At 58.2% G+C, this 24,693-nt stretch carries 20 protein-coding genes; 19 read left to right on the top strand and 1 reads right to left on the bottom strand.

Annotated features, from left to right (window positions below):
• Positions 1-65: 65 nt before the first annotated feature.
• The 18 genes from M0R70_02170 (at position 66) to M0R70_02085 (ending at position 22,791) form a co-directional block, all read left to right on the top strand.
• Positions 66-563, top strand: a complete 498-nt coding sequence (locus M0R70_02170; GenBank protein ID MCK9418167.1) for a YajQ family cyclic di-GMP-binding protein — start codon at positions 66-68, stop codon at positions 561-563.
• A 337-nt stretch (positions 564-900) separates the two neighbouring features.
• Positions 901-2,100, top strand: coding sequence for a DUF4388 domain-containing protein (locus tag M0R70_02165; GenBank protein MCK9418166.1), 1,200 nt, complete (start codon positions 901-903; stop codon positions 2,098-2,100).
• On the top strand, positions 2,097-2,468 hold the full coding sequence (locus M0R70_02160) for a response regulator (protein ID MCK9418165.1): 372 nt from the start codon (positions 2,097-2,099) through the stop codon (positions 2,466-2,468). The genes M0R70_02165 and M0R70_02160 overlap by 4 nt, the downstream gene beginning before the upstream one ends.
• A gap of 31 nt (positions 2,469-2,499) precedes the next feature.
• Positions 2,500-4,554, top strand: a complete 2,055-nt coding sequence (locus tag M0R70_02155) for a chemotaxis protein CheA (GenBank protein ID MCK9418164.1) — start codon at positions 2,500-2,502, stop codon at positions 4,552-4,554.
• 97 nt (positions 4,555-4,651) lie between these two features.
• A complete protein-coding gene (locus M0R70_02150; protein MCK9418163.1) occupies positions 4,652-5,449 on the top strand; it encodes a tRNA (adenosine(37)-N6)-threonylcarbamoyltransferase complex ATPase subunit type 1 TsaE in 798 nt (265 codons plus the stop codon).
• 109 nt (positions 5,450-5,558) lie between these two features.
• Complete coding sequence (locus tag M0R70_02145; GenBank protein MCK9418162.1) at positions 5,559-6,263, top strand: chemotaxis protein CheW; 705 nt, start codon at positions 5,559-5,561, stop codon at positions 6,261-6,263.
• A 155-nt stretch (positions 6,264-6,418) separates the two neighbouring features.
• Positions 6,419-7,426 carry a DmsE family decaheme c-type cytochrome gene (locus M0R70_02140; GenBank protein ID MCK9418161.1) on the top strand — a complete coding sequence of 336 codons (1,008 nt, stop codon included), beginning with the start codon at positions 6,419-6,421 and terminating at the stop codon, positions 7,424-7,426.
• 12 nt (positions 7,427-7,438) lie between these two features.
• A complete protein-coding gene (locus tag M0R70_02135; GenBank protein MCK9418160.1) occupies positions 7,439-9,355 on the top strand; it encodes a hypothetical protein in 1,917 nt (638 codons plus the stop codon).
• Between the two features lie 10 nt (positions 9,356-9,365).
• A complete protein-coding gene (locus M0R70_02130) occupies positions 9,366-10,295 on the top strand; it encodes an ABC transporter substrate-binding protein (protein ID MCK9418159.1) in 930 nt (309 codons plus the stop codon).
• Positions 10,296-10,581: 286 nt separating this feature from the next.
• A complete protein-coding gene (locus M0R70_02125; GenBank protein MCK9418158.1) occupies positions 10,582-12,603 on the top strand; it encodes a methyl-accepting chemotaxis protein in 2,022 nt (673 codons plus the stop codon).
• Between the two features lie 107 nt (positions 12,604-12,710).
• The gene (locus M0R70_02120) at positions 12,711-14,738 is read left to right on the top strand and encodes a methyl-accepting chemotaxis protein (GenBank protein MCK9418157.1); all 2,028 of its coding nucleotides are present in this window, start codon (positions 12,711-12,713) and stop codon (positions 14,736-14,738) included.
• Between the two features lie 7 nt (positions 14,739-14,745).
• Positions 14,746-16,881 (top strand): methyl-accepting chemotaxis protein, encoded by a 2,136-nt coding sequence (locus M0R70_02115; GenBank protein ID MCK9418156.1) that lies wholly within the window; start codon positions 14,746-14,748, stop codon positions 16,879-16,881.
• 69 nt (positions 16,882-16,950) lie between these two features.
• The gene (locus M0R70_02110; protein ID MCK9418155.1) at positions 16,951-17,478 is read left to right on the top strand and encodes a chemotaxis protein CheW; all 528 of its coding nucleotides are present in this window, start codon (positions 16,951-16,953) and stop codon (positions 17,476-17,478) included.
• Complete coding sequence (locus tag M0R70_02105; GenBank protein ID MCK9418154.1) at positions 17,465-19,459, top strand: HEAT repeat domain-containing protein; 1,995 nt, start codon at positions 17,465-17,467, stop codon at positions 19,457-19,459. Before M0R70_02110 ends, M0R70_02105 begins: the two co-directional genes overlap by 14 nt.
• Positions 19,460-20,326 (top strand): protein-glutamate O-methyltransferase CheR, encoded by an 867-nt coding sequence (locus M0R70_02100; GenBank protein ID MCK9418153.1) that lies wholly within the window; start codon positions 19,460-19,462, stop codon positions 20,324-20,326.
• Positions 20,327-20,357: 31 nt separating this feature from the next.
• A complete protein-coding gene (locus M0R70_02095) occupies positions 20,358-21,437 on the top strand; it encodes a chemotaxis response regulator protein-glutamate methylesterase (GenBank protein MCK9418152.1) in 1,080 nt (359 codons plus the stop codon).
• A 131-nt stretch (positions 21,438-21,568) separates the two neighbouring features.
• Positions 21,569-22,396 carry a GAF domain-containing protein gene (locus M0R70_02090; protein MCK9418151.1) on the top strand — a complete coding sequence of 276 codons (828 nt, stop codon included), beginning with the start codon at positions 21,569-21,571 and terminating at the stop codon, positions 22,394-22,396.
• 14 nt (positions 22,397-22,410) lie between these two features.
• On the top strand, positions 22,411-22,791 hold the full coding sequence (locus M0R70_02085) for a response regulator (GenBank protein ID MCK9418150.1): 381 nt from the start codon (positions 22,411-22,413) through the stop codon (positions 22,789-22,791).
• An 84-nt stretch (positions 22,792-22,875) separates the two neighbouring features.
• Here M0R70_02085 and rlmN read toward each other — a convergent pair whose 3' ends face one another.
• Complete coding sequence (rlmN, locus tag M0R70_02080; GenBank protein ID MCK9418149.1) at positions 22,876-23,946, bottom strand: 23S rRNA (adenine(2503)-C(2))-methyltransferase RlmN; 1,071 nt, start codon at positions 23,944-23,946, stop codon at positions 22,876-22,878.
• A gap of 353 nt (positions 23,947-24,299) precedes the next feature.
• On the opposite strand from rlmN, the gene M0R70_02075 reads away from it, so the two are divergent.
• On the top strand, positions 24,300-24,647 hold the full coding sequence (locus tag M0R70_02075) for a nucleotide pyrophosphohydrolase (protein MCK9418148.1): 348 nt from the start codon (positions 24,300-24,302) through the stop codon (positions 24,645-24,647).
• The last annotated feature ends 46 nt before the right edge of the window (positions 24,648-24,693 follow it).

The raw sequence follows: 24,693 nt of genomic DNA, 5'->3' as shown, positions 1-24,693 counted from the left end.
TTGGAAATTGCAAATTTGAAATCTACACTTTTCACTATTCACGTTCCAATCAACCGGAGGTTGCCATGGCCGCAGAAAATTCATTTGATGTTGTTTCAAAGATCGATATGGCCGAGGTGACGAACGCGGTGACCCAGGCCATGAAAGAGATCGGCCAGCGGTTCGACTTCAAGGGGAGCAAGTCGAACATCACGCAGGAGAAGGACGCCCTCGTGATCGTGTCTGATGACGAATACAAGCTCAAGAGCGTGATCGATATTTTGCAGGGCAAACTCGTGAAGCGCGGAGTGCCGGTCAAAAACCTGTCCTACGGCAAGGTGGAGCCGGCCCTCTCCGGCACGGTGCGCCAGCGCCTGACGCTGCAGCAGGGGATCCCCACGGACAAGGCCAAGGAGATCGTGAAGGCGATCAAGGACTCCAAGATCAAAGTGCAGGCTTCAATCCAGTCGGACCAGGTGCGCGTATCAGGCAAGGACCGGGACAATCTCCAAACGGTCATTCAGCTCCTGAAGGGAAAGGACTTCGGCGTCGAGCTTCAGTTTGAAAACTACCGGAGCACGTAGCGGGAATATGCCCGGAAAAAATTCAGGAGAAATGGAGAAAAAAATGGTGGAAAAACCGGGAGAATCGGCTGTTACCCCGTTTCGCATTTCTACTCCCCCTTTCCCTGTATGCAGGTTTCCTAACTTTGATCTTCACAGGCTTTGAGGTTTTTCAATTGAAATACGAACGACCATTTTTTTTGTAAACGAATAATGATCGCGTTTCAAGCTGCGTGACACCTGTTTCCATCAAACTATCTTTTCGCCTCGCCTGTATCCGTCCTAACTGATGAATTAATCTTGCATTATTTGCTTAACCTGATATAATTTTAAAGATTCAGTTTGTTAGGGAGAATTCATGAGCCTTGTCGGCAGGCTGGAAGATCTTGCACTACCCGACATCTTCCAGATCATCAGTCTGAGTAAAAAAACCGGCACCCTCGTTGTCCGAAGCCGCAGGGGAACGGGCATGGTTGTGTTTAAGGATGGTCAGGTGATCCAGGCCGCGAGCGACAGCATTCGCGACTCGCTCGGCAACATCCTGGTGTCCCAGGGCATGCTGGACGAAGCTGCGCTGTCCAAGGCGCTGGCATTCCAGAAGAAAGAGCCTGACAAACCGCTCGGCATGATCCTCACGGACATGGGGGCGGTGGCTGCGCAGACGCTTCAGAGCGTCATTCGCAAGCAGATCGAAGAGATCATTTACGACCTGCTCGACTGGGAGGGGGGGTTCTTCAACTTCGAGCTCGGAGAGATCATTCCCAAGGACACGATCGAGATCGACACCCAGGAATTTCTCCTCAAATCCGGCATCAGTGCCGAATACCTTCTCATGGAGGGCACGCGGATCCTCGACGAGAGGCGGAAGGATGAGAAAAAACCGGCAGCTGCCCGGCCCGCCCCCGCCCCTGCTGCCCCTGCTTCGCCATCGCCTGCCGTGCCCGCGGCTGCACCGAAAGCTCCGCCTTCTCATGTCAGCTATGAACCTGCCAAAGAAGAATTCCGGACTCGAATAGAAAAAGAAGGGCCCCGCAAGGATATCACCGCGCTCAAGTCCATGTTCGACGAGCTCAGGTTCCCGACCGCCACGGCCGAGGTGACGCTTCTGATCCTGCGATACGCAAGCGAGGTGGTGAACCGCGCGGTCCTGTTCATGGTAAAAAAGGACGAGGTGCGCGGTCTCGGTCAGTTCGGCATCGAGCTCACGGGGAAATCCGCGGACCAGGTCGTCCGCAACATCAAGGTCCCGCTGAATCAGCCCTCCGTGTTCTTCAGCGTGATAGAAAGCCGGCGCAGCTATCTGGGCGCCCTCGAGTCGAACCCGAGCCACACCTACCTCGTGAACGAGCTCGGCGGCGCGATGCCCGATGCGGTTATCGCCATCCCGCTGGTCGTGGACGGGAAGGTGGCACTGGTCGTGTACGGTGACAATCTGCCCGAGCGAAGACCGATCAGGGGTTTGGATACGCTCGAAATATTCATGAATCAGGCCGGCATGGCGCTGGAAAAGGCGCTTCTCGAAAAGAGAATTGCGGAACTTCAAAAGGAGCAGCGATGAAGAACGTTCTTATTGTCGAGGATTCCAAGGCCATTCGTACAATGATCCGGGTCGCGCTCGAGGAAGCGGGCGGTTTTTTCGCGGTGGAGGCAGGCAACGGTTTTGAGGCGCTCAAGACGCTCCCTTCGCGGCGCTTCGACCTCATCATCACCGACATCAACATGCCCGACATCAACGGCCTTGAGCTTATGGGCTACGTGAAGTCCAATCCCACCTACCGTGATATTCCGCTTATCATCGTAAGTACTGAAAAGAGCGATGAGGATAAGAAGCGCGGGATCGCCCTCGGCGCATCGGGTTATGTGGTGAAGCCGTTCAGGAAAGAAGAACTCATGGCCATGATCATGAAGGTGCTGGGAGAAAAATGATAGTTCGGAGTGCGGAGTTCCCCCGATAGAGATGTTCGAGGGCAGGCTCCGTGCGGAGAGAAGCGATACCATGAAGACAGACCGGCCCATAAAAGACTTTCTCGCCGAGGCAGAGGACATCCTGGAGACGGCGAACCAGACGCTGCTGTCGCTTGAAACAGGGCAGGCCGCGGGCCGCATTGACCCTGATCTGGTGAATGCCCTGTTCCGCGCGATCCATTCCTTCAAGGGGCTTGCGGGCATGTTCGGGCTCAAGGAACCGTCGGAGCTCTCGCACAAGCTGGAATTTCTCCTCGACGAGCTCCGGCTCGGCAAGGTGGGTATGGGCCGGAAGGTCCTTGACGCGGTGATCGAGATCGTGGCGCAGCTCGGCAGGCTGGTGCAGCAGGCCGGGACGGACCATCCCTTCGAGGACATTGCGTCCGCCCTGGCGATTATTGACGGCATCCTTCAGGCAAAGCCGTCCGCCGCGGCCGGCCGGCCACTTGGCGAGCAGATCGGTCTTGACCAGGGAATTCTGCAGGTCCTAACCGAGTATGAAGAGCACCGGCTCAGGGAATGCATCCGGGAGCGAAAGAACCTGTTCATGCTCAAGGCCCAGTTCGAGTTCGCCAATTTTGAGACGGCGATCAAGGAGCTCAATGCCACGCTTAAGAAACACGGCGAAATCATTTGCACCCTGCCGACGGCGGGCGGGGGGAGCGGGATTGGTTTCAGCATTGTCGTTGGTACGACCGAGGATGCGGGGGTGCTCACGTCCGCCATCGCTCTGCCGGATGTGGCTGTCGAGAAGATCGCCTACGCCGAAGAGCGAAGGACCGAAGAGCGAAGGATCGAGGAGCCGAAGGCAGACGCGGCGGCGGGTCTCAAGTCGGTGAGCAACACCGTCAGGGTGAACATCTACAAGCTCGACAGCCTTATGAACGTCGTGGGAGAGATGCATCTGATCAAGAACATCATCGTCCGGATCACGAAGGAGCTTCGCGCCTCGCAGGGCGTAATCGGCATTTCCGCGGATCTCTACAAGGCGCAGCGCAGCCTTGAGCGGAAGCTGAACGAGCTCCAGGAGGGCATCCTTGAGGTCAGGATGGTCCCCATCGGCCAGATATTCACGCGCCTGGCGCAGGTGGTCAGAAAATATGTGAAGGACGCAGGGAAAGAGATCGACCTGCAACTGCAAGGCGAGGAAACGGAACTCGACAAGATCATGATCGAAGATCTTGCGGACCCGCTCATGCATCTTATCAGGAATGCGATCGATCACGGCATAGAAGCCCCCGAGGTCCGGAGACAGCTTGGCAAGCCGGAACAGGGGAGCGTGAAACTGACGGCATTCCCCCGGGGCAATCATGTGGTCATCACGATCGAGGATGACGGCGCGGGGATGGACCCCGCGAAGATACTGAACACCGCCGTTGAGAAGGGCGTACTTTCCCCGGATCACGGGCTCGATCTCGAGCGCGACCGCAAGGAAATCTTCGATCTCATTTTTCTTCCCGGCTTCACCACCAACAAGGCGGTGACCGAGATGTCAGGCCGCGGCGTGGGCATGGATGTCGTGAAGCGGAACGTTTCCAAGCTTTCGGGCATGATCGATATCCAAACCGAGGTTGGAGCAGGCAGTATCTTTACCCTGACGCTTCCCATCACGCTCGCCATCATCAAGGCGCTCGTCATCGAATCGGGCGGGCAGGTTTTTGCCATCCCGCTCAGCTCGGTGCTCGAGATCCTGCAGGCAACCAGCGATCAGGTGGAGACCATCGAGGGGCGCGAGGTGATGGCCGTGCGAGAGGACACGATCCCGCTTCTCCGGCTTGCCCGGGCATTCAATCTCTCCGCGGAACACGAGGGTAGTTCTTTCTATGTCATTCTGGTAGGCATTGCCGAACGAAGACTTGGCATTATGGTTGATCATCTCAAGGACCAGCAGGAGATCGTTATCAAGCCGCTGGGGAAGAGGTTCTCAGAGACGCCGGGCATTGCCGGGGCCACTGAGCTGGGGGACCGGCGGGGCGTCGTGCTCGTTCTCGACGTGGAATCGCTCGTTGATGGGGCATTGAAGAGAGTAGCAGTCAATAAACAGTGATCAGCAGACAGGAGTCGGAAGACGGGAGTCAGGAAACAGGACGAACCAACCGTGTTCGTCCGTGACCGGTCATCTGACCACGGTCTTCTGAAAAAGCATGTACAAAGAATTTTACAGGCTCAGGGAAAGACCTTTTAATAAAACGCCGGACCCGCGGTTCCTCTACCACAGCCCGAAGCACGGAGAGGCACTCGCGCGGCTTCTGCATGCCGTGGAGGAACAGGACATTGTCCTGCTCACCGGCGAGATCGGCTCAGGCAAGACCACGCTTTCCCGTGCCTTCATCGATTCGCTGGACGAGAGCTATCACCCGCTGCTCATTATCAACCCGAGGCTTTCTCCGTCGCAGCTCCTGCGCACGGTGGTGTTGCGACTCGGCATGGACGATGTGAACCGGTACCGGCATGACATCCTTGAGGGGATCAATGCGAAGCTCTATGAGCTGTACGAGGCGGGCAAAAGGCCGGTGATCATTATCGACGAGGCGCAGCTTATTCCGGGCAAGGCGACCTTCGAGGAGCTGCGGCTCCTGACGAACTTTCAGCTCGACGATCGCAATCTCCTGGCCCTTGTGCTGATCGGCCAGACCGAACTCCGGGAGCGTCTCAACAAGAAGCCGTACCGGGCGCTCCGCCAGCGTATCGGGATGCAGTATCATCTGGGCCCGCTCAACGCGGAAGAGGTTGAGGCCTATGTTCGGCACCGGCTCGAGATCGCCGGCCGGTCAGAGCCGTTGTTTGATCCTCAGGCGCTCGCGCTGCTGTTCGAGCACTCAGAGGGCATTCCCCGCCGGATCAATACCATCGCGGGAAACGCGCTTGTCGAGGGTTTCGGCAGGTCGGCCGAGATCATCGGGCCGGAGATCATTGAGAGCGTGGTTAACGATGGGGCGTAAGGTAAGGCACGATAGACGAATGTAAGGCACCACAGACGAAGGACGAGGGACGAGGGACGAGGGACGAAAAAAGCGTCCGTCGTTGATTTTGAGTAGGAGCGAACGCGACATGGACATTCTTGCAGCGCGAAAGAAAGCAGCGGAACAGGCGAATGCCCGGAACAAACCGGAGCCGCACGCAGCGGCACCTGCAGCGCAACCGGAGCCGGAAGCAGCAGCGCCTGCAGTGCAACCGAAGCAGGAACCAGAGGCGACGCCTGCTCCCGCGGAGTCTTGCCTGGCCGTGCCCGCCGCATCTCCAGCTGCGGCTGGCGTTGCTCCCCTGATTGAGGAGTCCCGCGACAAGGCAGGGGCCGTGCCTGTTTCCTCGGCTCGCGAACCGGAAAAAACGCAACAGGGAGAGATCGAGCTGCTCTCATTTCGCCTCGGCGGAGAGGAGTATGCCGTGCTGGTGGCGGATGTGCGGGAGGTCCTGAAGTTCTTTCATCTGACGATCGTGCCGAATACACCCGACTATGTTCTCGGCGTCATGTCCCTTCGGGGAACGATGCTGCCCATTATCGACCTTTGCAAACGGTTCGGTCTTGCAGCGGCCGTAAAAAACGAAAAATCGAGGGTCGTCGTGGCCAGTTCCGCTGACGAAGAGGCAGGGCTCCTGGTGGACCAGGTGACGGGCGTGTTCAGGATTTTTCCCGATGAGATCAAGCCGATTCCGGAAAACATTGAGCAGGGGGCGGAGTTCCTGAGCGGCATCGTGAGGACAGCGGACCGGCTGTATATCCTGCTGGACCTGGGAAAGGCCCTGGGTGTTTAACAATTCCCCGGGCACGATGCTTCGTGCCGGCGGCAGCATGACGATGCCACCCCCATGGAATGAAAGGGCAAAGACCTGTTTCTTGCCGAACAGTGTCATGCGTGGAATTGCTGAACAATCCCGACCCGCACGCAGGTAAGGAAGGTTTTCTCTCTATGGAACGATTCGAGAAATGGAAAAAATGGACGGCATTTGGAATTCTCGGCGTCATTGTTGCCGCCGGGTGTGCGGCGCTCAAGGAGTCGAGGCCGATCCTGCCGATCAGGGAGTATGAAACGATGATCGCCGGCCGGCTGGACGCGAACTACGTGGGCACCGATACCTGTCTCAAAGCATGTCACGTGCACGACAAGATCCGCAAGGATTTCGATCTCTCGACCATGGGTGTCCAACTCTCCCGCGAGTCGGGATTGCCGCTCGTGAACTGCGAGAGTTGCCACGGCGCTGGAAGCCTCGCGATTGAGAAGCTGACACCGGAAAGACTCCAGGACGATCAGAAAACCGGGAAAAAAACGGCCTGCGATTTTAAGACGCTCATTGACATCAAGAACCTGCCGGCACAGGCACGGTCGCTTATTTGCCTCAAATGTCATTCAGCCAACGCGTCGTTCAACCTGCACAACTGGAACGCGGGTGCGCACAATATCGCCGACGTGTCCTGTTCCGACTGCCACCCGATCCATGGAAACCACAACCTGAAGGTGCGGTCCCGTGACATGGCGGACATGTGCGACAAATGCCATCCTGACGTGAAGGCCGCCTTCTCGCTCCCGAATCATCACCCGGTGCCGGAGAAAAAGGTGTTCTGCAACGACTGCCACGACCCGCACGGCGGCAGCAGCGAGAAGAGCCTGAGGCAGGACACGGTCAAGGCGACCTGCACGCAATGCCATGCTGAAAAGGAGGGGCCCTTCCTGTATGAGCATGCGGACATCATGGAGGATTGCCGCGCCTGCCACACGCCGCACGGATCGGTCAACAACAAGCTGCTCATTCTGCGCGAGCCGTACCTGTGCCTGCAGTGCCACCCGACCCACCGGCTTGGTGAGACAACGACCCCGGAGAGAAAGCAGGCGTTCTACACACGATGTTCCGATTGTCATTCCCAGATCCATGGCACAGACCTGCCTTCGCCGAACGGCGCGGGCAGATTCATTCGATAAGGATGCTTGAAGATGAATAAGCAGACCATAATGCTCCTGATGATCATGTTTTGCGCCTCACCAGCAATGGCGCAGCAGTTGCCCGGCGATACGGGCCCGGAAGAGGTCCTGGAAGGAATGATCGGGCTGACCTATACCGGGATATCGTCTGAACGCAGTTCCCGGGCGGGAGAGTATGAATACCTCCACTCCTCCGCGGGCGGCGATCTGCACGTGGAATGGGTCCCGCTCCCGCACCGGTTCTCGCTTGAGGGCCACGCCCTGAACCGGAAGGACTACTTCAGCGAGATGGACTATGCCTACCATGATATTGTGCTGTTTAATTTTCTTGAGCGGGGAATTTACCACAACCTTGATCATTACTCGTTCGGGACCGATGACCCGGCCACGACGATGCTGCGCTTTATTGACCTGAATCCCGGTGACCAATACGGGATCGAGAACTCTTTGCGCAAGGGGTTCATTCGGTTCAAGACCCCTGATTTCCCTTTTCATCTGTACGCCGGTGCGACGAGAGTCGACCGCAGCGGGACCATGCAGCAGCGATTTCTGAGTGGAGATTTCAGCGACCTGAACAAAGTTTCCCAATCCCGCGTTATTGACTGGAGCTCTACGGAAGTCCGGACGGGGATGAACAGTCATCTCGGTCCCCTGGAGTTCGACTATAATCACGCGGAAAAGAAATTTACCGCATCAGGAGACAAGGTACTGTATGACCAATATCTCTTCATGACCCCCCATAACCTGGTGCCCGACCTCACGTCCTTCTCGGACACCGTGAAGCTCCACTCCTCCTTGAACGGCAGACTGGTGGTTTCCGCGACCTTTACGGAAGGAAAGAAGAAAAACGAGGACAGCGATGCGAAGACGAATTTCCGCAACGCTGCCGGCGATATCGTGATCACGCCGGTTGCCGGCCTGACGCTCTTTCTCAAATACCGGCATTATGAGCTCAGTCTCAACAATCCCGATACGGTGACGACGTCCGGCATTGTGCGCACCTATGCGGTCCGCGATTCCATATCTTCGAAAAAGGACATGATGACCGGTTCTGTCCGGTATCGCCTTACCGAGCGCATGACCGTCAAGGGCGAGTATGCGATTGAAACGATCGAACGGAACGCCTGGTACGGGGACAGCATCGCGCCGCTCCAGATCGCGCCGGTTCAGACAGGGACCGCGCCGAATTACTGGGACGCCGCCCACCGAACGACCAAAACAACGGAAAAGATCGGCATTTCCTATCGAGCCATGAACAGTCTCTCCGTGAGAGCGGACTATACCGCGGTGCAGATATCGAATCCAGCGTACGCCGCCGATCCTGACCGCGTCAATTCGGCCAATGCTGCCGCAACCTGGACACCCGTCCGATGGGTCATCGCGCTGGCGAGCTACGGAGGAGTGCGGGAGAAGCGCGATGGACTATCGGCTCCGCTTGCGGGCGGCTCCAGGAAGACCAACCGCGATCAGGGGCTCGGCAGCGTTACCTTTCTTGTCGGGAAGCGTTCCTCCGTCACCGCAAGCGCTCTGTATTATCAGAACAAGGCGAAGGAGACACTCACCTACCGGGATGCCGCGGGTTTGCCGATTCTGGGAGACACTGTCCCCTATGCTGACATTGCGCAGGTGTACTCCGTGACCGTAACTCATGCGCTGAGTGACCGTGTAACGTTGACAGCAGAGGGGAGCAAGAGCACCTCGCGAGGCGATTTCCGGAACAACGGCTCGGTGGTCAACACAACGGGCATCGATTTTTTCTCTGACATGAGGGTCGTCGAGGACATTTACACTGCCGGCCTGGAGACACAGCTTGGCAAAAACATGAGCAGCGAACTCCGATACCAGCAGCGGCGCTATGATGACAAGATCGACAATTCTCAGGACGGCAGGGTGAATATTATTATGGCCTCCGTGGCCGTTAAATGGTAGCAGGAAGATAATGAGACGACTGCGATGGAAGCTGTATACTGTACTCCTGATACTCTGCGCGTCCACGGCCCTGGCTGCGGATAAGACCGTGGGCGTGATCATGTCGGGGAATATCAGTTTCTATCAGGAAGTGCACAAGGCCTTTGTGGGCGCTCTGGTAAAAGAGGGGTTTGATCATCGCAAGGTTGATACCTTCCTCCAGATGCCTTCACCCGACCCGTTGTCCTGGACGAATGCGGCGCGCAGGCTGGCGGTTGCCGAGGTGGACGTGCTGGTGACCTACGGAGCGCCCGCCGCACTGGCTGCGATCAGGGAGGCCAAAGGCATCCCGATCGTCTTCGCCGGTGTCTACGGGCCGAACGCAGTGGGCGTCTCGGCCAAGAATGTCACCGGCATCAGTTCCAAAGTGCCGATGTCAAGTCTGCTGAAATATTTAAAAAAGCTCACGCCCTTTACCCGGCTGGCCATTGTCTATAGTGAGCTGGAGCCTGATTCGGCGCGTCAGGCGGACGAACTGACGCGGCTCGAGAGTCAGTATGGGTTCCAGACGGTCAGGATGTCCGTCAAGAGATCCGAAGATGCCGGGAAGCTCGTGTTCGCGGGCAGGGCGGACGCGGTGTTTATCTCGGTAAGCGCGGTGGTGAATGAGGCGATCGATGTTGTCGTGAAATCAGCGCATTCCGCCAGGATCCCCACGATCAGCCAGACCGGCGGTACGGCGGAGCACGGGGTCATTCTCAGCCTGGCACCGAACGCAACGGAGCAGGGGGCGGCGGCGGCTCGATTTACCGCGAGAATGCTCAGGGGTGAGAAACCCGCCGCTTTGCCGGCTGAGGTCCCCAAGCTGGTGGACCTGGTTCTGAACCTCAAGGAAGCGGGAGTACTCGGCATCAAGGTGCCGTCTGATCTGATCACGGATGCGACGCAGGTGATCAAGTAACGGTGCGCGTCCGGACCATGAATCGATAAACGCGGGCCGTGCCGACGGCGCGGCGGCGGGCAGGCACATCCAGGAGAAGGGCGGGGTGGACGTGCAGCGTGTGTACAGCGGGATGAAAAATTTCCGGGGCCATGATCGGGATGGCGGTTTGGGAAAGGTACGTTTCTCGAAACGACGGAGAAGTTCTCAGTGGTGCAAGAGGAGATCGTTGACCGGCATGACGGTTTAGCCGTCCCCTGGGGGGCGCCGACGCTCGTGAGTAGAATTCACTAATGAGGGGCAGAGAATGAATGGCACAAATACAATGATGACGTATATGCAGGGTTGGAAATTGACAAAAAAATTCCTGGTCAGCATCCTGCTGGTGCTCGCCGTCGTGATGACCATCATGGTTATTGTTCTCAGCATCCACCAGAAGGGCGTCCTGATCGAGGAGCTCAACAAAAAAGGAAAGAACACCGTCGAATTTCTGTCCGGCATATCGGCAGAGCCTGTTCTCTCCTATAACTTCGCCTACCTGGAGAACTACGTGCGAGACTCCGCACGGGACCAGGACGTCGTCTATGTTGTTATCCAGGACAACCAGGGGAACCCCCTCACTCACCAGAAGGAAGAGCCGAAGGACAAGGACGGGATCCTGGAGTTCACCGCGAAGATCATGAACAATAACGACCAGATCGGCATTGTCAAGGCCGGGTATTCCACGCAAACCATCGACACGTCACTCCGCGAGTCGCAGATGATCATCATCGGCCTGTCGCTGGGCATGATGGCGGTCATTTCGCTGGTCGTATACCTGCTCTTCCGGGTGCTGGCCCTGAGGCCGATCGAAAGTCTCCATGCCATCATAACCCGGGTCGCGTCCGGCGATCTGTCGCGGACAATGGAGGTGTTGACGAATGACGAAATCGGGGAGTTGGGCCGGGCGGCGAACAAGATGGTGGTGGATTTGAGGCACCTGATCGCAAGCGTTCATCGGACGGCGAAGCAGACAGCGGCGTCAGCCGAGCAGATTGCCGCGGGGTCCCGTCAGGTGCAAGAAGGAGCGAATGCAACATCCGAGGCAATGGCACAGACCGCAACGACCGTGATCGAGATGGTCGCTTCTTTCAAGGGGGTCGCCGAAAACGCCGGGGAGATGTCCCGTGTCGCCACGGACGCGTCGTCCTCGACAACGGAGATGGCATCGTCGATCGAAGAGGTGTCCAGGAATTCGGGCGCGCTTGCAGCGGCCGTAGAAGACACGGCCTTGTCAATCGAGGAAATGATCGCCTCGATCAAGCAGGTGTCGGAGAATACCGATGCGCTTTCCGCATCAGCGGAGCAGACCTCATCGTCCATCACCGAGATGAGCTCCACCGTGAAGGAGGTCGAACAGCGCGCCATCGAGTCGGCCCGCCTGGCGGAAAAGGTCTCCCTTGATGCCTCGGATCGCGGGATGGCCGCCGCCCGGGAAGCGATCAAGGGCATGCAGAACATCAAGGAGACCGTCGAGGCCACCGCCGCGGTGGTGAACCGTCTCGGGAAGCGGTCGCATGAGATCGGACAGATATTGAAGGTCATCGATGAAGTGACGGAACAGACCAGCCTGCTGGCACTGAACGCCGCCATTCTCGCATCGCAGGCCGGTGAGCACGGCAAGGGATTCGCGGTCGTTGCCGAAGAGATCAAGGACCTCGCGGAGCGCACCGCCGCGTCCACCCAGGAGATCGGCAGCCTCATCGCATCGGTGCAGGAAGAGACCGCCGAGAGCGTACAGGCCATGGGCAGAGGGCTCAAGGCCGTCGAGAGCGGCGTTGATCTGGTGAATGTGACCAATGATGTTCTCGAACAGGTAACGAACAGCTCGCGGCAGTCAGCGGACATGGTACGGGCCATCGAAAAGACCACAGCGGAGCAGGCCAGGGGAGTAGCACAGATCACCGAAACCTCCCTCAGCATTTCGGACCAGCTCGAGCAGATCGCCGGCGCTTTGAAGGAACAGCGCAAAGGGAGCGAACGGATCGTGCAGGCGGCGGAACGGATGCGTGACATCACCCGGCTGGTGAGGTCCGCGACCCAGGAGCAGACGACGGGCAGCAGGTCGATCGCGAACGCCGTTGAATCCTTGACAAAGCAGACCTCTCAGGTCGCTCACTCCACGTCGGAGCAGAGTCTGGGAGCGCAGCAGATCAGCGATGCCATCAACCGCATTCAGAAGATCACCGGCGACACGGTGAATGTGTCCATTGAGATGGATAAGGCCGTGAAGGTATTCAAGCAGAACGCGGACGCGCTCCAGGGGGAACTGGATGGCTTCAAGCTCTAAAAAACAGAAGACAGAAGCTTTTAACTCAGTCTGACATCTGATCGCTTGTCGTCGGACGTCCGTATTTCAGTCTGTAGCCTGTGCTCTAATCGTTCATCGGAGGAATTATGGGTAGTATAAGACAAAGACTTATATTCCTGGTCTTCGCGGGGCTGTTCGTGGCAATGGGGTTGGTCGGGACGTCCCGGTATGTTAGTGAAAAGCGGGACATCAGTACCACTGTCCGGATCCAGGGGGAGCAGTCCGGCAAGCTCATGGCCGGGCTGGCTGCGCCCTATCTGCTGAGCTCGGACCTCAGCGGACTCAACTCCCTGGCCGGGCATTTCATCCACCTTCCCGCTGCCCAGGAGATAACCATTGTTGACCGCGAGGGAAGGGCGCTCGTTCACCTCGCCAAGCCGGTCTTGGAGAAGAATCGGGTCGTGGTAGGGCCGCAGCCGATCTTTTCGGACACCACGAAGCTCGGCGAGGTCCGCCTTTCCGTATATCCGGTGAAACCGAAAGGCGGACTCAGCGCCTCACTCCTGGGAGTGTTCTTCGAATATCTCGTTCTCTTCATTCTCCTGGCGGGAATCCTGTTCTTCTCCGTGACCCGCATCATCACAACGCCGGCCAGGGAACTCAGCCGCGCGCTCAAAGAGGTGATCGATCGAAAGGACTTTACGCTTCGTGTGGAGGTGAAGGAACGTGATGAGCTCGGAGACCTGGCGAACAGCGTAAACGAGCTGATCGCGCATCTCGAGCAGTTCATCGTTGGAATGAGCGCGATTTCCGCGCGGATCAATGAGCTGAGCCCGCTTATCTCTTCGGACACGCGGGAGATCAGAAAAAATGCCGAGATCGAATCCGGGGACACCATGAGTGTGTCTTCGTCGGTTACCGAGATGTCCTCTTCCATCCAGTCCATTGCCGAAAGCGCTGAAAGCCTGTCGGTCTCGGCTGAAGAAACGTCGTCAGCTATTCTCGAGATGAACGCCTCCAATCAGGAGGTCGCCAGCCATACGTCCGAACTTGCCTCATCGGTCGAAGACGTGACCGCCTCGGTCACCGAGATGATCGCTTCGATCCGCGACGTGGCCGGCCATGTCGAGAGCCTCTCCTCGGCGGCCGAGGAGACCTCGGCTTCGGCGATCCAGATCGAGGCAACGGTGCGGGAGGTGGAGCAGGCGGCCAAGGAATCGGCCGGGCTGTCGCAGCAGGTGTCCCGGGAAGCACAGGACATAGGGGTGAAGTCCATCCATGCAACCATAAGCGCCATTGCTACGATCAAAGACACGGTCGGGAAGTATGCCGAAACGGTCACGCGGCTCGGGAAGCGATCGGAAGAGATCGGCAAGATCCTCGGCGTGATCGTCGAGGTGACGGAGCGCACGAACCTGCTGGCATTGAACGCATCCATTCTCGCGGCCCAGGCCGGCGAGCACGGCAAGGGATTCGCCGTGGTGGCCGAGCAGATCAAGGCGCTGGCCGACCGCACCGCCGGCTCCGCCCAGGATATCGGAAAGCTCATCGCGTCGGTGCAGCGGGAGGCCAAAGAGGCTGTGCTGGCCACCTCGGGCAGTCTCACTGCCGTGGAAGAGGGCGTGCGGCGTTCTCAGGAGGCTGGTGCGGCGCTCGATAAGATCCTGGCGAGCTCGAGCCGCTCGGCGGAGATGGCCACCATGATCGAACGGGCCATGACCGAGCAGTATCGGGGCATCAAACAGGTGAGCGAGGCGGTGATGAACGTCAAGCAGATGATGGAGCAGATTGCCGGGGCGACCCAGGCACAGACCAGGGGCACGGAGAAGATCATGAGCGCCGCGGAGGAAATGCGTACGATCGCGCGGCAGGTGCGGACCGCCATGACCGAGCAGGGCCGGGGCGGCAAACAGATTGCGGTGGCGGCCGACAATGTCACCCTGCGCGCCGGCAAGATCGCCGCCGGCAGCCGCGAGCAGCGGCAGGCCATCGGTCAGATCATCGAGTCCCTGGAGCGGATCCAGGACCTCCCGCGCCAGAACATAACGCGCGTCGATGGCATGACCGTCGCGCTCAAGACACTTGGAGAGCAGGCGGAACTGCTCAATCAGGAGATCCTTGCGATGAACACGACCAAGGTGAAGAATAGCGCCGGAATATCGGGAGCGAGGTGATGCAACTATGCGAACCATGATAATGAGATTTTTTAAGGAAGGCAAGGGAAAGAGGCTGAAGGACCGCATTGACGCCAGCATGGGACTTAAGTTCATGTTCGCACTGTTCGGCGCTGTTGCCGTGCTTATGGTAATGGGCTCGTTTTTTGTCGCGCGCATGCTGATGGACGGGCAGTATCGGGCGCTGGAAACGCGGGGCCGTGAAATGGGCCAGCTTCTCGGCAAGGCCGGCACTGATGCTCTTCTGCACCGGGACATCCCGGTGCTCGACGGTCTTGTCGCGGAAACGGTGAAGTCCCCGGACGTGCTTTACACCTATATAGCGGACTCGTCGAATGTGATCCTGAACAATGCATCCGTCAGCTTCAACCGTGCCCATCCTGATGTGAAGAAACTTCTCGCGCAGGGGGAAATCGAGGACACGGCGACGTTCGCGGCGAAAGCAAAGGAGAAGTTCGATCCCGTCGAGGTGCAGGTTGATGTCAAGGACGGCGACACCCGCACCGGCCTGGTCACGATGGGATTTTCCCGGGCAGCGGTCCGGAAGGACGGTCGGGACGCGGTTTTGCTGCTTCTCGGGACCAGCGTACTGATCACCGGCGCCCTCGCCCTGATGATCTACCTCATGGTGCGGAGCATGATCGTTCTGCCTGCAAAGGAAGCGGTGGCCGTGGCCTCGAACATTGCGGCAGGAGACCTGACGCAGAGCATGCGCGTAACGTCGAGCGACGAGCTCGGGATGCTCGGGCGGGGCCTTAACCGCATGACCATCGGGCTCAAGGGCATGATCGAGAACGTGCGGGAGGCGGCCCGCAAAACAGCGGCGATCTGGGGAGAGGTGAAGGGGACCTCCCAGGAGATCACCGGGGGAAGCAAGGGCCAGGCGGAGGCCGTGGAAGAAGTGGCGTCGTCGGTGAATGAAATGCACTTCGCGCTCAAAGAGATGGCCGATAACGTCAAAGACCTGTACTCCCACTCGGAGACGACCTCCTCATCAGTGATCGAGATGGCGGCGTCGAGCAATGAGGTCGCGAAAACGATCGTGCAGCTGTCCACCGCCATTGAAGATACGTCCACCGCCATCATTCAGATGTCTGCCGCGGTCCGCCAGATCGCGGAGAACGTTGAGGTGCTTTTATCGTCCGCGGAAGATACGGCGGCCTCGGCGACCGAGATCAGCGCATCCGTGAAAGAGGTGGAATCCAATGCGAAGGAGTCCGCCTCGCTGGCCGAAGCCGTTGCTTCGGACGCCAAACAGCTGGGCATGCGCTCCATCGAGAAGACCATAGAAGGCATGAGCCGGATCGAAACCACGGCGCGCCGTACCGCAGATGTGGTGAACCGTCTGGGAGAGCGCGCGGAGAATATCGGCAGCATCCTGACGGTCATCGAGGATATTACGGACCAGACCGGGCTGCTTGCACTGAACGCGGCCATCCTCGCGGCGCAGGCCGGTGAGCATGGCAAGGGATTCGCGGTGGTTGCGGCCGAGATCCGCGAACTCGCGAACCGTACCGCCTTGTCTACGCAGGAGATCGGAAAACTGATCACCGCGGTGCAGGAGGAGTCGCGCGAGGCGGTCGGGGTCATGCGGGAAGAGGTTTCCCTGGTGGAGGAAGGGGTGCGTCTTGCCCGTGATGCCAGCAGCGCTCTCGAGAAGATCGTTGAACGCGCGGACCATTCGCGGGACATGAGCAGGAGCATCAACAAGGCCGCGACCGAGCAGGTGCGGGGCGTCAGGCAGGTGAGCGATGCCGTTGACAAGATCAACGAGATGACCCATCAGATAAGTCAGGCCGTGAATGAACAGCGGCAGGGCAGCGAGCAGATCACGAGGGCGTCGGAAAAGATGCGCGAGCTCACGCGCTTTATCAGGTCCTCAACGGACGAACAGGCACGGGGGAGCAAGGACATTTCCGCCGCGGTCGAGAACATGAGCGCAAAGATCGGCATGGTGAACAGGGCCGCCGGTGAAGTACAGGCCGGAAGCGACCTCATTGTAAGGTCGATCGAGCGCATTAAGGAAATCGCACGATCGAACGCCGACCTGGCGGCGGGACTGAACGTGGCCATGGACGTGATGGTCAAACAGTCGGAATCGCTCAACAAGGAAATATCGAAGTTCAGGACAGAGCGTGCGTAAAGGGCGGTGAGCGTTGTCTCTCACCGGGGTCCCGTATCATCAGGGTCAGGGGGCAAGGGTTTGAAAAGCATGCTATCAAAAGAGAAAAAGGATGCCGTGGTCGATGACGTGGTCCAACTCGTGACGTTCAAGGTCGGCGGCGAGGAGTACGGAGTGGACATCCGTCTGATAACCGAGGCGGTCCGTCCGCTCAAGATCACTCCGCTTCCGCGAATGCCGGAGTTCATAGAGGGCGTGGTCAATCTGCGCGGCGTTATCATCCCGATCGTGGACCTGCGCAAGCGCTTTGCCCTTTCTCAGATCGTCGATAATCCAAGGAAGATGCGCATGCTGATCACCAAGGGCGCCATTCCCGGGGCATCGGGAGCAACGCCGGAGGCATTGCTCGGGCTGGTGGTGGATGGCGTGCAGGAAGTGATCCATGTTCCCGGGAATGACATTGAACCGGCGCCGGAGGTCGCGAAGGGTCAGTATGCCGGGTTTATCACCGGTATGGGCAAGGTGGGCGACCGGCTCATCATCCTCATCGACATCACGAAGATACTGAACCAGCAGGAGCGCTCAGCGTTGGCGGAGGCGGGTCATGCAGGATATTGAGGCCTTAGGCAAAAAGCTCCAGAGCATTGACGCGGAAGAACGGCGGGAGGCCGCGGTTGATCTCGGCCGTGCGGGCAAGCAGGCAGTTCCCCTGCTCTTGCGCGCCATGGCGGACAAGGACTGGCGGGTGCGGAAGACAGCGGTCGAGGCGCTGGTGGCAATCGAAGGGGAGAGCGTTATCATTGGTCTGATCGAGGCGCTGAAAGCTGAGGATAACGCCGGAGCCAGGAACTCGGCCATTGAGGCCCTTGCTCAGATCGGAGGGCCCGCGCTGGAAGCCCTGCTTCCCGCTCTCGCGACGCCGGATCCGGATGTACGGAAGTTCATCGTCGATATTCTCGGAGACACCAGGGATCCCCGCGCCGTGCCCGCGCTGATCGACAGGCTCGTCGAGGACGTTGACGAGAATATCCGCGTGGCTGCCGCCGAGGCGCTGGGAAAGATCCGTGATCCCCGGGCAGTGGATGCCCTGCTGGCCTGCCTGAACCGACACAATCAGGGCTGGCTTGACTACGCCGCGGCCGAAGCGCTCGGCGAGATCGGCGAACAGCGGGCGCTCGGAACGCTTCTTGCCGCGCTCGACCGGAGCAATCTCCGTGAACCGATCCTCGAGGCGCTCGGCAAGATCGGCAATGTGAACACCATCGATCCGCTCGTCGCAAGCCTTGCTGACGCGCTCAGGATCGTTCGCGAAGTTTCGATTGTCGCCATAGACGCGGTCTACCGCAAGAGCAGTGCGACGGACCGGCACATGATCATCGAGTCGGTGCGCGCAGGGACGATCAAGCGGGCAGTAGATCTTTTGGAAGAGACCCTTGTCTCGAGCACCGGCGATCTTCAAAAAGCAGCCATCGCCCTGCTCGGCTGGATCGGCCGGGAAAGCTCCATCCGCAAGCTGCTCTCCCTTTTGAACGAGGAAGAACTCCGGGATTCCGTTGCGGATTCACTCGCGCACATTGACAAGGACAAGGCAGGTTTTCTTTTCCCTTACCTCACGAGCGACAATGCGCTGGTCCGGCGGACCATAGCAGAGGTGCTGGGGGAAGTCGACCGTGCGGAGGTCGAGGAACGCCTGATCCCGCTCCTGCGGGATGAAAACGGCCACGTGCGGAGCGCTGCCGCGAACGCGCTCGGCCGCCTGCGGAGCCGGATCGCGGTCACACCGCTCCTGGACCTGCTGGGCGACGAATACGAGAACGTGCAGGAAGCGGCTATCCATGCCCTGGCCTCGATCGGCGATGAGTCCGTGCTCGACGGGCTCACGAAGGACTTCTCTTCCCGCGACGCTATTATGCGCAGGAACATCGTGCTGCTGCTCGGAAAATTTTCCACGGAAAAGGCCGTGGACGCCCTTGCCTTCGCCCTGAAGGACGAGGAACCGGACGTGCGGAAGGCCGTGGTCAGCGCGCTCGCCAACGCGTCCGGCACGAAGGCGCTCCGGCCTCTTCTGCTGGCGGTCACCGATGATGACCCCGAGGTCAGAATGCCAGCCGCGGAGGCGCTCGGCGCCATGGACGTGCCCGAGGCGCGAGAGGCCCTCATAACCCTGCTTGCGGACACCGACCTCTGGGTCCAGGCAACCGCCGCGCGGGGGCTGGGCAGGATCGGCGGCGCAAAGGCCGGCGAGGTACTTATGTCGTATCTTGGTTCAGCGTCCGATATTTTTCTTCTTGCTCTTGTGGAGGTGCTGGGCATCCTTCGCTACGCGCCGGCATGCGATCCGCTCCTGAAACTGGCGGATCACCAGGACCCGGAGGTGCGTAAAACAGTGCTCGCCGCACTTGCCGGTTACGAAGGGGACGAGGTGCTGTGGGCCGTGCTTGCACGATTGTCGGACCCGCACTGGAGCGTGCGGAAGGGCGCGGTTGAGGCGCTTAAACACAGGTGCGACGCGTCGGTCGAGGCGCTTCTCGCGAAGATCGCCGAAGGAGATCCGGATCCGGCGGTACGCCAGGCGGCGAACGAGGCGTTGGGGAGATAAATGTTTGAAGAGCAGACCATTCCGCTGCCGGACGATGTGTTCAGGCTCCTGCGTGATTTTATCCACGCCTACTGCGGGATATTTTTTGACGATGCGTCCAAGTACCTTCTTGAACGCCGGCTTTCTCGCAGGCTTGAGCAGCATCGGCTCAAGAGCTTCGAGGAGTACTACCACTTTCTCCGCTATGACCGGAAGCGGGAGGAAGAGCTCACCATTCTCATCGACAACCTGACCACGAACGAGACCTATTTCTTCAGGGAAAGTCCGCAACTGCGCGCTTTTTCCGAGGAGATCCTCCCCGAACTGCGTGAACGTCTTGCCGACCGGAAGGCCCTGCGGATCTGGAGCGCCGGCTGTTCCACGGGAGAGGAACCCTATACCATTGCCATGCTGCTGTTCGAATCCGGTGACTGGTGGCGCACCTGGCAGGTGGAGATCCTCGGCAGCGACATCAACCAGCGGGTCCTGCACACGGCGCGCAAGGGAGTGTACAAGAAGGGCGCCCACCGCGTGACGAGCCCCGAAATGCTGGCGAAGTATTTCATCGAAGAGGAAAAGGGCGATTACCGGATCGTCGACAAGGTCAAAGAGCTTGTTTCGTTCAGCTCCGTGAACCTGCTCGATCCGCTCAAGAGTACCCTGATCAACAACATGGACATCATCTTTTGCCGGAACGTCATCATTTATTTTGACAAAGAAGCCAAGAAAAAGGTGATCGAGAGCTTCGCGAGCAAGCTCCGCGAAGGCGGCTACCTGCTCCTCGGGCACTCTGAATCGTTGATAAACATCTCGAACGCGTTCGTGCTTCGCACACTGAAAAACGACATGGTTTACCAGAAGCCTCTCCGCACCAGGGCGGAGTCGTGAGCGGCGCGCGGATCGGAAAAGGATGATCGCCATGAATAAGAAGATACGGGCCCTCGTTGTCGATGATTCGGCGTACAATCGCACGGTGATCGGGGAGATGCTCGCGAGCGACGCGGGGATCGAGGTGGTAGGGAGCGCCACGGACGGCGTGGACGCCATCGCCAAGACGCTTCGCCTCAAGCCCGATGTGATCACCCTCGACCTCGAGATGCCGAACATGGACGGGTTCTCCTTTCTGCGGTGGCTCATGAAAGAGCGGCCTACCCCGGTGCTCGTGATCTCGTCGCTTTCCGACAGTCGCAGTGTGTTTCGCGCACTGGAACTCGGGGCCGTCGATTTTTTGGCCAAGCCTGAAGCACGCATCTCAAAGAGCATCGAGAACGTCAGGGACAGCCTGGTGTCCAAGGTCCATGGCGTGTTGAACCTTGAGATGACGAAGGTCAAGTCCACGATCGATCTTCTTGCCCGTGAACACGTTCAGCGCCCGGCGAGGAAAGAGGATGAGATGCCGCGGGACCACGGGCCGGTCGACGTGGTGGCGATCGCATCGTCCACCGGCGGGCCGCCGGCGATCCAGGCGATCCTGACCACGCTCCCCGCCGAACTCAACGCCGGCATCGTGATCTCCCAGCATATGCCCGCCGGGTTCACCCGGAGCTTCGCCGAGCGGCTGAACAAGCTCTCGCCGCTCCTGGTGCGCGAGGCCGCGGCAGGTGACCGGGTGAAGGCGGGGACCGTGCACATAGCACCCGGCGGGCATCACCTTCTTGTCAGGAAGACCCGCAAAGGGCTGGTGATCGAGCTGGTTCAACGGAAGCTATCGGACAAGTACGTTCCCTCCGCCGACCAGATGATGGTGTCCGTTGCCGAGGCCTGCGGACCGACCACCCTCGGCGTCGTGCTTACCGGGATGGGCAACGACGGCGTCGAAGGAGTGGTCGCCATCAAGGGCAGGCAGGGCCAGTGCCTCGCTGAGAGCGAAGAAACCGCTGTTGTTTTCGGCATGCCGCAGGAGGCCATCCGCACGGGATTAGTGGACAAAGTGCTGGCGCTCGGCAAAATGTCCGCGGAGATCGAAGCGCGGTGCAACTCCAAACGGGCAGCGTCATGAATGAAGCCGCGGCGCAATAATTCTTTCTGTAATTCTTTCTTGATAATTTTTGCGGACTCAACTATAATTACGGTGTTGCATATTTAATTCTTCAGCGGCGTCGGTACCCTGAGCGGCCATAACAGGAGGGCATGATGGAAAAGGACTCTGCATCGATCACCAAGAAGGTTGAAGAGTTTCTCCAGGTATTCAAAAAGGGCGAGGAGTTTACCCAGGCGCTTTTAAAGGAGAACGAGAAGCTCAGATACCGGGTCGCCCAGTTCGAGGAAGTCACCAAATTCTCGGGCAGGGAAGGAAATTTTGTGGCGCACAGCATGGAAGAGAGGATCAAGTTCCTTGAGGAAGAGAACAAGCAGCTGATCGACCGCTATCGCGTGGTGGAGGAGGAGAACAAGGACTTCGCGAACCGTTACATCGAGGTGGAGGCGGAGAACAACAACCTGGCGAACCTGTACGTGGCAAGCTATCAGCTCCATTCCACCCTTGATTTCAGCGAATGCCTCAAGATCATCCTCGAGATCGTCATGAATCTGATCGGCGCGGAGGAGTTCTCGATCATGATGCTCGACGAAAAGACGAACGAAATGACGATCGTGGCACAGGAAGGCATGGGGCCGGAAGCGCGGGCAAGCGTCAAGCTGGGAGAGGGGACCATCGGCTCGGCGGCGAAAGAGGGCGAATCGTTCTACCGCGCAGGCGATCCCAAGGACCTGAAGAGCGTCGATTATCTCAACCCGCTTGTCGTTATCCCGCTCAAGATCAAGGAGCATGTGATCGGCGTGATCGTCATCTACAAGCTCCTGGTCCAGAAGGAAGCGTTCACCCCCGTGGACTACGAGCTGTTCACCATGCTTGCGGGCCATGCGGCCACGGCGCTCTTTTCATCAAAGCTGTATTCGCAATCAGAGCGCAAGCTCACGACGATCCAGAGCTTTCTCGATCTGCTCAAGGAAAAATAAAGGGAGGTTGGAAAATGCCCGAGTATAATTTTTTAGTGGTGGAAGATTCTCCTACAATGCGGCAATTGATCTCCTTTGCCCTGAAGCGCATTCCCGGCAGCAAGATCGTCGAGGCCAATGACGGCATTGATGCGCTCAAGAAGCTCTCAGTCCAGAAGTTCGACATCATCCTGACGGACATCAACATGCCGATCATGGACGGGCTCAAACTCGTCTCCATGGTGCGGAACGACCCCTCGCACAAGACCATCCCCATTATCATCATTACCACCGAAGGCGCGGATGAGGACCGCAAGCGCGGACTCGCCCTGGGCGCCAACGCGTACATTCCCAAGCCCATCCAGACGGCGGAACTCCTGGGCGTGGTCAATGGGATTCTGGGGAACAAAAGCTGACGGAGTAAATATGAAGCGTGAGGGACGAGAGACGATGGACGATGGACGACAAAAATAACCTTCTCCCTCGTCCGAACGAAGCGATTATCCCTCTTCCCTCATTTTTTTCGCGAGATCCACCCGCTCCCGCAGTTGCCCGCATGCCGCCGAAATGTCCCTGCCGCGCGACTCGCGCACCGGTGTAATATAGTAGTGGTCCAGCAGGATCTTTTGAAAACCAAGCACGGTCGCGTCGTCAGGCCTGTTGAACACGCTCCCGGGAAAAGGGTTGAAGGGGATAAGGTTCACCTTGCACTTGATCCCCCTGAGCAGTTTGGCAAGCCCCCGGGCGTCTTCCTTCGTATCATTCACACCCTGTAACATCACATATTCAAAGGTGATCCTTCGCCTCGGTTCAAGCGGATAGCGCCGGCAGGCGGCAAGAAGCTCCTTTATGGGGTAGAGACGGTTCACGGGCATGATCCTGTCCCTGACCTCGTCGGTCGTTGCGTTGAGCGAGATCGCGAGATTTACCTTCACGCCCGCTCTTCCCAGCTTCTCGATCTCCGGAACGAGTCCGTTCGTCGATACGGTCACGCGTCGCGTGGCAAATCCCAATCCCTTGTCCGAAGCGATGACCTGTAACGCTTTCAGCACCTCATCAAAGTTCGCCAGCGGCTCGCCCATGCCCATAAGCACGATGTTCGTGACGCGCCGTTTTCCCTCCTGGCGCAGGATGCGCGATATTTCCAGGACCTGGTCTACGATCTCATAGGTTTTAAGATTCCTGATAAAGCCCTTGCTCCCGGTGAGACAGAAACGGCACGCCTGTTGGCAGCCAACCTGGGAAGAAATACAGAGCGTCTGCCGGTCCTCGTCGGGGATCAGGACGCTCTCGATGGTGTGATCGTCCTCAAGCGCAAACAGAAATTTTCTCGTGCCATCCTTTGAAAGCTCCATCCGGGCGATGCTCGGTGAAGAGATATAGAAGGCTGACGAAAGCAGGACGCGCTCTGTTTTCGGGATGTTCGTCATCTCATCGAAGGAGCTGGCGTACTGCGTATATATCCACGTAAAGATCTGGCCCGCGCGGAATTTTTTCAGCCCCCTGCCGATGAGGTCGGCCTGGAGCTCGCCGCGGCCCATGGATTTTATGTTGATCTTTTGAATGCTCATGCAAGTTTGTCCTCAACTCTATTCCGGACTGTAACATCTTTGTTTTTTAAAAGCAAGGCAGGGGGCGCAATTTACGCGAGGAAATGTCCTGTTGATGCTTGTAATTAATTTTTGATACGCTCGTAACAAGCCCGAACGTGTCACCCTGAGCAACGCGAAGGGTCTTTCAATTGATGGAAATAACCCTATTTTTTGGTGTGCGGAAGCGGCACCCCCAACCGTTGCCGCTTGTTCTCACCCTGAACCCTGCAAGACAGCATACCCCCGAAAATTACATCTCTTTTCTGGACTTTTGTGACCGCTTGTAGTAATGTTTTGAATTATTGAGAGATTAGTCGCAGTCGGGGAGGGGCATGGCTGATTTAGAAGCAATCCAGAAAAAGATCATCTCATTCCGGAACGAGCGTGACTGGTCGCAATTCCACGATCCCAAGAACCTCGCCGAAGCCCTCTCCATCGAAGCAGGGGAGCTGCTTGAAAACTTTCTCTGGAAGACCACCGAGCAGTCCCGCAAACTCTCTGCAGAAGAACTCAAGAACGTAAAAGAAGAACTCGCAGATATATTCATCTTCCTCACCTACCTTAGCGAGGAATATAAAATTGACTTGCTGGCGGAAGTGGAGAAGAAGATTGCGAAAAATGAAGCAAAGTATCCGGTTGAAAAATCGAAGGGATCATCGAAGAAGTATTCGTCCTTATAGGCAAAACCCTGTCCAGGTGGGAGAATATATTCCTTGAAATAAACGA

The sequence above is a fragment of the Nitrospirota bacterium genome (genome assembly GCA_023229435.1).
Taxonomy (GTDB): Bacteria; Nitrospirota; UBA9217; order UBA9217; family UBA9217; genus JALNZF01.
Note: the sequence above shows the minus strand (reverse complement) of the source record. Positions and strands in the feature narration are given on the sequence as shown.